Origin of the sequence: Burkholderia sp. BCC0097 (genome assembly GCF_902832985.1) — a bacterium.
Classification (GTDB): Bacteria; Pseudomonadota; Gammaproteobacteria; order Burkholderiales; family Burkholderiaceae; genus Burkholderia; species Burkholderia orbicola.
In genome coordinates, this window is sequence record NZ_CADFDM010000001.1 from 150,646 (window position 1) to 157,987 (window position 7,342).

Annotated in this window: 2 protein-coding genes, 2 tRNA genes and 2 rRNA genes; all 6 read left to right on the forward strand. The window is 56.6% G+C overall.

The window, feature by feature from the left end; all coding sequences use genetic code 11:
• Positions 1–127 precede the first annotated feature (127 nt).
• The 6 genes from HWX07_RS00675 (at position 128) to HWX07_RS00700 (ending at position 7,326) form a co-directional block, all read left to right on the forward strand.
• Positions 128–1,213 (forward strand): catalase family peroxidase, encoded by a 1,086-nt coding sequence (locus HWX07_RS00675; protein WP_175874756.1) that lies wholly within the window; start codon positions 128–130, stop codon positions 1,211–1,213.
• Positions 1,213–1,743: a cytochrome b gene (locus tag HWX07_RS00680; RefSeq protein WP_175874757.1), complete on the forward strand. Its 531-nt coding sequence runs from the start codon at positions 1,213–1,215 to the stop codon at positions 1,741–1,743. Before HWX07_RS00675 ends, HWX07_RS00680 begins: the two co-directional genes overlap by 1 nt.
• Before the next feature lie 578 nt (positions 1,744–2,321).
• A 16S ribosomal RNA gene (locus tag HWX07_RS00685) occupies positions 2,322–3,854 on the forward strand.
• A gap of 63 nt (positions 3,855–3,917) precedes the next feature.
• Positions 3,918–3,994, forward strand: a tRNA-Ile gene (locus HWX07_RS00690).
• 92 nt (positions 3,995–4,086) lie between these two features.
• A tRNA-Ala gene (locus HWX07_RS00695) sits at positions 4,087–4,162 on the forward strand.
• Positions 4,163–4,444: 282 nt separating this feature from the next.
• A 23S ribosomal RNA gene (locus tag HWX07_RS00700) occupies positions 4,445–7,326 on the forward strand.
• Together the 16S and 23S rRNA genes with 2 tRNA genes alongside form the textbook arrangement of a ribosomal RNA operon.
• Positions 7,327–7,342 lie beyond the last annotated feature (16 nt).

Below are 7,342 nucleotides of genomic sequence, written 5' to 3' on the forward strand. Positions count from 1 at the left end.
GCCGCGTAGGACGCCGGCCGGCATCGGTTATTCCCTCCAGCATACGAAAAAATTCTTCGTGGAATAAAGCGGCGTGGGCGGCGTCCTACGCGCGTTCGACAATGATCTGACGATCGGGAGTGCATTCATGAAGCAATCTTCTTCTTCGCCGCAGCGCGCGCCCGGGCGCGGGTGGTGGCGCTGGGCCGTGATCGGCGGCGCGGTGGCCGGCGTGGCTGCGGCGTTCGGGTATGCCGGCGGATGGCTCGCGCCGGCGCGTCTGACCCCGCACCGGCTCGTCGACGCGCTGCAGACCAACAGCGGCATCCATCCCGGCTACCGGCGCAATCACGCGAAGGGCGTGTGCGTGACCGGCTACTTCGAAGGCAACGGCGCCGCGAGCGCGTATTCGGTCGCGCCGTTCTTCAAGGCGGTGCGCACGCCGGTGGTCGGACGCTTCGCGTTGCCGGGCGGGAACCCGTACGCGCCCGACAGCAGCGTGCCGATCCGCAGCCTCGCACTGAAGCTCACCGCGCCGGACGGCCAGCAATGGCGGACCGGGATGAATGCGATGCCGGTGTTTCCAGTAGCGACGCCGCAGGCGTTCTACGAGCAGACGCTCGCGACCCGCCCCGATCCGAAGACTGGCAAGCCGGACCCGGCAAAGGTGAAGGCGTTTTTCGGCGCGCATCCGGAAGCGGGCGCGTTCCTGCAATGGGTGAAGGGTGCGAAGCCGAGCGCGAGTTACGTCACCGAAAGCTATTACGGGCTGAACGCGTTCTACTTCGTCGACGCGGCCGGCAAGCGCCAGGCGGTGCGGTGGCGCGTCGTGCCGGAGCAGACGGCGGGCGCCGGCGACGTCGCGACGGCCGCGGACCCGAACGTGCTGCAACAGGACGTGACGCAGCGCATCGCGGCCGGCCCGCAGAAGTGGAAGCTGCTGGTCACGCTGGCGGAGCCCGGCGACCCGGTGGACGACGCGACGAAGATCTGGCCCGCGCAGCGCACGACGATCGATGCGGGCACGCTCGTGCTCGACCGCGTGGAGGCGCAGGACAGCGGCCCATGCCGCGACGTGAACTACGACCCGACGGTGCTGCCGCAGGGGATTCAGGTATCGGGCGATCCGTTGCTGGCGGCGCGCTCGGCTGCGTATGCGGATTCGTATCTGCGGCGCACGAGTGAAGAGGCCGGCGTGGCAGGCGTGGCGCGAGTGAGTGGGGAGGGACGGTGATGAAGGCTTCGACGACGTTTAGTTTGCCGGCGCGGGTGCTGCACTGGGTGATGGCCGCGATGATCCTCGCGATGCTGTTCATCGGGGTGGGGATGGTGGCATCGGTTTCCGGGCGGCACGAGATCCTGGTGGCGATTCACAAGCCGCTGGGTGTGGCCGTGCTGGTGCTGGTGTGTGTGCGGATCGTGGTGCGGATTCTGTCGAAGCCACCGGCGCTGCCCGAGGACCTGCCGTGGTGGCAGAAGGCGGCCGCGCACGGGTCGCATCTGGTGCTGTATGCGCTGATGGTGGCGATGCCGCTGATCGGCTGGGCGATGCTGTCGGCGGGCGGATATCCGGTGACGCTGGGCGGCGGCGTGCAGCTCCCGGCGCTGGTGTCGGCTGATCCGGTGACGTTCGCGTGGCTCCGGGTTGCGCATCGCGTGCTGGCGTATCTGTTCTTTCTGACGTTCCTCGCGCACTTTGCCGCGGCGCTGTATCACGGGCTGATTCGGCGGGACGGCGTGGTGAGGGCGATGGTGGGGCGGTAATCGACGGAAGGTTGCGTGCGATACGGCGGGGCTGCTCAAGGGCGACCGAGGCTACGCCTGCCGTGTCGTCTATATATGAGCACTGGGAAGTGCTCGGCGGTCTCCGCCATACCATGTCAAAAATATTTCACAAAAGGGGTTGCGGAGACCGGGGCGGATGCATAGAATCACGCCTCTTTCGCGCTAACGGAAACACGGCGCGGGGGAAGAAGAGGGAAGCGGTGCTGTTGAAGTCGGTTTTATCGATTCCAGTGCACGTGAAATTAAACCGCAGTCGTCGCAACGAAGTAGTTAAAAAAGTTGTTGACGAGTCTCAAAAAACGGTTGATAATCTCGCTTCTCTGCTGCTGAAAACGCAGCGCTGCTGAGGGGTTCAAGATTCCTCGCAGAAACGCTCTTTAAAAATTAACAGCCGATAAGTGTGGGCGCTTGATGGCAGCGAGCTGATCCTCGGATCAGATAGCGAAAGTATCAAGAGTCTCACACTAAAGTAAGTCAGGTTTATGAAGTGATTCATATTCCTGTCAGCTTTGAGTGAGCGACCGGTTCTTAACTGAACCGAAAACAGTAACAGGTTTAAACTGAAGAGTTTGATCCTGGCTCAGATTGAACGCTGGCGGCATGCCTTACACATGCAAGTCGAACGGCAGCACGGGTGCTTGCACCTGGTGGCGAGTGGCGAACGGGTGAGTAATACATCGGAACATGTCCTGTAGTGGGGGATAGCCCGGCGAAAGCCGGATTAATACCGCATACGATCTACGGATGAAAGCGGGGGACCTTCGGGCCTCGCGCTATAGGGTTGGCCGATGGCTGATTAGCTAGTTGGTGGGGTAAAGGCCTACCAAGGCGACGATCAGTAGCTGGTCTGAGAGGACGACCAGCCACACTGGGACTGAGACACGGCCCAGACTCCTACGGGAGGCAGCAGTGGGGAATTTTGGACAATGGGCGAAAGCCTGATCCAGCAATGCCGCGTGTGTGAAGAAGGCCTTCGGGTTGTAAAGCACTTTTGTCCGGAAAGAAATCCTTGACTCTAATACAGTCGGGGGATGACGGTACCGGAAGAATAAGCACCGGCTAACTACGTGCCAGCAGCCGCGGTAATACGTAGGGTGCGAGCGTTAATCGGAATTACTGGGCGTAAAGCGTGCGCAGGCGGTTTGCTAAGACCGATGTGAAATCCCCGGGCTCAACCTGGGAACTGCATTGGTGACTGGCAGGCTAGAGTATGGCAGAGGGGGGTAGAATTCCACGTGTAGCAGTGAAATGCGTAGAGATGTGGAGGAATACCGATGGCGAAGGCAGCCCCCTGGGCCAATACTGACGCTCATGCACGAAAGCGTGGGGAGCAAACAGGATTAGATACCCTGGTAGTCCACGCCCTAAACGATGTCAACTAGTTGTTGGGGATTCATTTCCTTAGTAACGTAGCTAACGCGTGAAGTTGACCGCCTGGGGAGTACGGTCGCAAGATTAAAACTCAAAGGAATTGACGGGGACCCGCACAAGCGGTGGATGATGTGGATTAATTCGATGCAACGCGAAAAACCTTACCTACCCTTGACATGGTCGGAATCCTGCTGAGAGGCGGGAGTGCTCGAAAGAGAACCGGCGCACAGGTGCTGCATGGCTGTCGTCAGCTCGTGTCGTGAGATGTTGGGTTAAGTCCCGCAACGAGCGCAACCCTTGTCCTTAGTTGCTACGCAAGAGCACTCTAAGGAGACTGCCGGTGACAAACCGGAGGAAGGTGGGGATGACGTCAAGTCCTCATGGCCCTTATGGGTAGGGCTTCACACGTCATACAATGGTCGGAACAGAGGGTTGCCAACCCGCGAGGGGGAGCTAATCCCAGAAAACCGATCGTAGTCCGGATTGCACTCTGCAACTCGAGTGCATGAAGCTGGAATCGCTAGTAATCGCGGATCAGCATGCCGCGGTGAATACGTTCCCGGGTCTTGTACACACCGCCCGTCACACCATGGGAGTGGGTTTTACCAGAAGTGGCTAGTCTAACCGCAAGGAGGACGGTCACCACGGTAGGATTCATGACTGGGGTGAAGTCGTAACAAGGTAGCCGTATCGGAAGGTGCGGCTGGATCACCTCCTTTCCAGAGCTATCTCGCGAAGTTGAGCGCTCACGCTTATCGGCTGTAAATTAAAGACAGACTCAGGGGTCTGTAGCTCAGTCGGTTAGAGCACCGTCTTGATAAGGCGGGGGTCGTTGGTTCGAATCCAACCAGACCCACCATTGTCTGACGTGTCGGTGATCGTTAGCGCTTTAGCGCTTACGAGCAGCCCATGCCGAAAGGCTGTAGGTACCTGAGGTCATCTGTACTCAATGGGGGCATAGCTCAGCTGGGAGAGCACCTGCTTTGCAAGCAGGGGGTCGTCGGTTCGATCCCGTCTGCCTCCACCAATCCTCAATGACAAGTGTTCGACTTCGTCGAACCTTTGTCATTGGCGATTGAGCCAGTCAGAGCGGTACGAAGTACGTATCGGCTGTCGTTCTTTAACAATCTGGAAGAAGTAAGTAATTTGGATAGCGGAAGCGTCTTGAGATGGACGTGAAAGCTATCCGGGTTGTGATTGTATCGATGTATCTCAAGATGATTCGAACTCTATGTTTGACTCAATTGGAATACGGCACAACGCGAGAACTCAACCTGTAGCGACTGTCGATGAGACAGACTCGTTATAGGGTCAAGCGAACAAGTGCATGTGGTGGATGCCTTGGCGATCACAGGCGATGAAGGACGCGGTAGCCTGCGAAAAGCTACGGGGAGCTGGCAAACGAGCTTTGATCCGTAGATGTCCGAATGGGGAAACCCACTCCTTTTGGAGTATCCATGGCTGAATACATAGGCCATGCGAAGCGAACGCGGTGAACTGAAACATCTAAGTAACCGCAGGAAAAGAAATCAACCGAGATTCCCAAAGTAGTGGCGAGCGAAATGGGATGAGCCTTGCACTCTTTATTTGTATTGTTAGCCGAACGCTCTGGAAAGTGCGGCCATAGCAGGTGATAGCCCTGTAGGCGAAAACAGTATGAAAGAACTAGGTGTGCGACAAGTAGGGCGGGACACGTGAAATCCTGTCTGAAGATGGGGGGACCATCCTCCAAGGCTAAATACTCGTGATCGACCGATAGTGAACCAGTACCGTGAGGGAAAGGCGAAAAGAACCCCGGGAGGGGAGTGAAATAGATCCTGAAACCGCATGCATACAAACAGTCGGAGCCTCGTAAGGGGTGACGGCGTACCTTTTGTATAATGGGTCAGCGACTTACGTTCAGTAGCAAGCTTAACCGTATAGGGCAGGCGTAGCGAAAGCGAGTCCGAATAGGGCGTTCAGTTGCTGGGCGTAGACCCGAAACCAGGTGATCTATCCATGGCCAGGATGAAGGTGCGGTAACACGTACTGGAGGTCCGAACCCACTAACGTTGAAAAGTTAGGGGATGAGCTGTGGATAGGGGTGAAAGGCTAAACAAACCTGGAAATAGCTGGTTCTCTCCGAAAACTATTTAGGTAGTGCCTCGTGTCTCACCTTCGGGGGTAGAGCACTGTCATGGTTGGGGGGTCTATTGCAGATTACCCCGCCATAGCAAACTCCGAATACCGAAGAGTGCAATCACGGGAGACAGACATCGGGTGCTAACGTCCGGTGTCAAGAGGGAAACAACCCAGACCGCCAGCTAAGGTCCCCAAATATAGCTAAGTGGGAAACGAAGTGGGAAGGCTAAAACAGTCAGGAGGTTGGCTTAGAAGCAGCCACCCTTTAAAGAAAGCGTAATAGCTCACTGATCGAGTCGTCCTGCGCGGAAGATGTAACGGGGCTAAGCTATATACCGAAGCTGCGGATGCGTGCTTAGCACGCATGGTAGGAGAGCGTTCCGTAAGCCTGCGAAGGTGCCTTGTAAAGGGTGCTGGAGGTATCGGAAGTGCGAATGCTGACATGAGTAGCGATAAAGGGGGTGAAAGGCCCCCTCGCCGTAAGCCCAAGGTTTCCTACGCAACGTTCATCGGCGTAGGGTGAGTCGGCCCCTAAGGCGAGGCAGAAATGCGTAGCTGATGGGAAGCAGGTCAATATTCCTGCACCATTGTTAGATGCGATGGGGGGACGGATCGCGGAAGGTTGTCCGGGTGTTGGAAGTCCCGGTCGCTGCATTGGAGAAGGCGCTTAGGCAAATCCGGGCGCGTAATTCAAGGGTGTGGCGCGAGCTTCTTAGGAAGCGAAGCAATTGGAAGTGGTTCCAAGAAAAGCCTCTAAGCTTCAGTCTAACGATGACCGTACCGCAAACCGACACAGGTGGGCGAGATGAGTATTCTAAGGCGCTTGAGAGAACTCGGGAGAAGGAACTCGGCAAATTGGTACCGTAACTTCGGGATAAGGTACGCCCTTGTAGCTTGACTGGCCTGCGCCAGGAGGGTGAAGGGGTTGCAATAAACTGGTGGCTGCGACTGTTTAATAAAAACACAGCACTCTGCAAACACGAAAGTGGACGTATAGGGTGTGACGCCTGCCCGGTGCCGGAAGATTAAATGATGGGGTGCAAGCTCTTGATTGAAGTCCCGGTAAACGGCGGCCGTAACTATAACGGTCCTAAGGTAGCGAAATTCCTTGTCGGGTAAGTTCCGACCTGCACGAATGGCGTAACGATGGCCACACTGTCTCCTCCCGAGACTCAGCGAAGTTGAAGTGTTTGTGATGATGCAATCTACCCGCGGCTAGACGGAAAGACCCCATGAACCTTTACTGTAGCTTTGCATTGGACTTTGAACCGATCTGTGTAGGATAGGTGGGAGGCTATGAAACCGGAACGCTAGTTTCGGTGGAGCCGTCCTTGAAATACCACCCTGGTTTGTTTGAGGTTCTAACCTTGGCCCGTGATCCGGGTCGGGGACAGTGCATGGTAGGCAGTTTGACTGGGGCGGTCTCCTCCCAAAGCGTAACGGAGGAGTACGAAGGTACGCTAGGTACGGTCGGAAATCGTGCTGATAGTGCAATGGCATAAGCGTGCTTAACTGCGAGACCGACAAGTCGAGCAGGTGCGAAAGCAGGTCATAGTGATCCGGTGGTTCTGTATGGAAGGGCCATCGCTCAACGGATAAAAGGTACTCTGGGGATAACAGGCTGATACCGCCCAAGAGTTCATATCGACGGCGGTGTTTGGCACCTCGATGTCGGCTCATCTCATCCTGGGGCTGTAGCCGGTCCCAAGGGTATGGCTGTTCGCCATTTAAAGAGGTACGTGAGCTGGGTTTAAAACGTCGTGAGACAGTTTGGTCCCTATCTGCCGTGGGCGTTGGATATTTGAAGGGGGCTGCTCCTAGTACGAGAGGACCGGAGTGGACGAACCTCTGGTGTACCGGTTGTCACGCCAGTGGCATCGCCGGGTAGCTATGTTCGGAAGAGATAACCGCTGAAAGCATCTAAGCGGGAAACTCGCCTTAAGATGAGATATCCCTGGGGACTAGATCCCCTTGAAGGGTCGTTCGAGACCAGGACGTTGATAGGTCAGGTGTGTAAGCGCAGTAATGCGTTCAGCTAACTGATACTAATTGCCCGTAAGGCTTGATCCTATAACAAGTCTGTCTT